Here is a 1208-nt window from a genome sequence, read left to right as displayed (position 1 = left end):
GTCGCCGCGCTGACCACCAACCAGCTGCCGAACCTCGAATCGGCCGACCTGCGTGCGATCAGCACGTCGGCGCTGCGCCAGCTGAACTCCGACCAGCTCGGTGCGCTGACCAGCGACCAGTTCGCCGCCCTGACGACCGCGCAAGTGGCTGCCCTGACGACGACCCAGCTGTCCACGCTGGGCACCGGCGACCTGAACGCGCTGACGACCAACCAGTTCGCGATCCTGTCGACCGCCCAGGCTGCTGCACTGACGAGCGACCAGATCCCGACGCTCGAATCGGCCGACCTGCGTGCCCTGAGCACCGCCGCGATCCGCAACTGGACGACCGCGCAAGTCGATGCGCTGACCTCCGACCAGATGGGCCAGTTGACGACCGCGCAAGTGGCCGCCCTGACGACCGCCCAGCTGAGCAACCTGGTGACCGACGACCTGAACGCGCTGAACACCGCGCAGTTCGTCGCGCTGTCGACCGCGCAAGTCGCCGGCCTGACCGCGACGCAGATCGCCGGGCTGCAATCCGATGACCTGCGTGCCCTGACGACGGCGCAGTACGCCGCGCTGAACACCGCSCAGGTCGCSGCGCTSACCACCGACCAGATCCCGAACCTSGAATCSGCCGACCTGCGYGCCATCAGCACCGCCGCGCTGCGCCAGCTGAACTCCGACCAGCTGGGTGCCCTGACGAGCGACCAGTTCGCTGCGCTGACGACCGCCCAGGTGGCGGCGCTGACGCCGGCGCAACTCGCCAGCCTCGGCTCCGACGACCTGAACGCGCTGACGACCAGCCAGTTCGCGATCCTGTCGACCGCCCAGGCCGCCGCGCTGACCACCGACCAGATCCCGCACCTGGAATCGGCCGACCTGCGCGCCCTGAGCACCGCCGCGATCCGCAACTGGACGACCGCGCAAGTCGACGCGCTGACCTCCGACCAGATGGGCCAGCTGACGACCTCGCAGGTCGCCGGCCTGACGACCGCCCAGCTGAGCAACCTGGTCACCGACGACCTGAACGCGATGAACACCGCGCAGTTCGCCGCGCTGTCGACCGCCCAGGTCGCCTCGCTGACGCCGACGCAGATCGCGGGCCTGCAGTCCGATGACCTGCGTGCGCTGACCACCGCGCAGTACGCCGCGCTGAACTCGGCCCAGGTCGGTGCGCTGACGACCGACCAGATCCCGAACCTCGAATCGGCCGACCTGCGCGC

1 pseudogene is annotated in these 1208 nt (G+C 70.0%); it reads left to right on the top strand.

What is annotated here, in order from left to right:
* Positions 1 to 1208, top strand: a pseudogene (locus tag AC1D15_RS33130) (heme utilization protein); the annotation flags it as partial.

The sequence above is a fragment of the Rhizobacter sp. P2_H2 genome (genome assembly GCF_056403375.1).
Note: the sequence above shows the minus strand (reverse complement) of the source record. Positions and strands in the feature narration are given on the sequence as shown.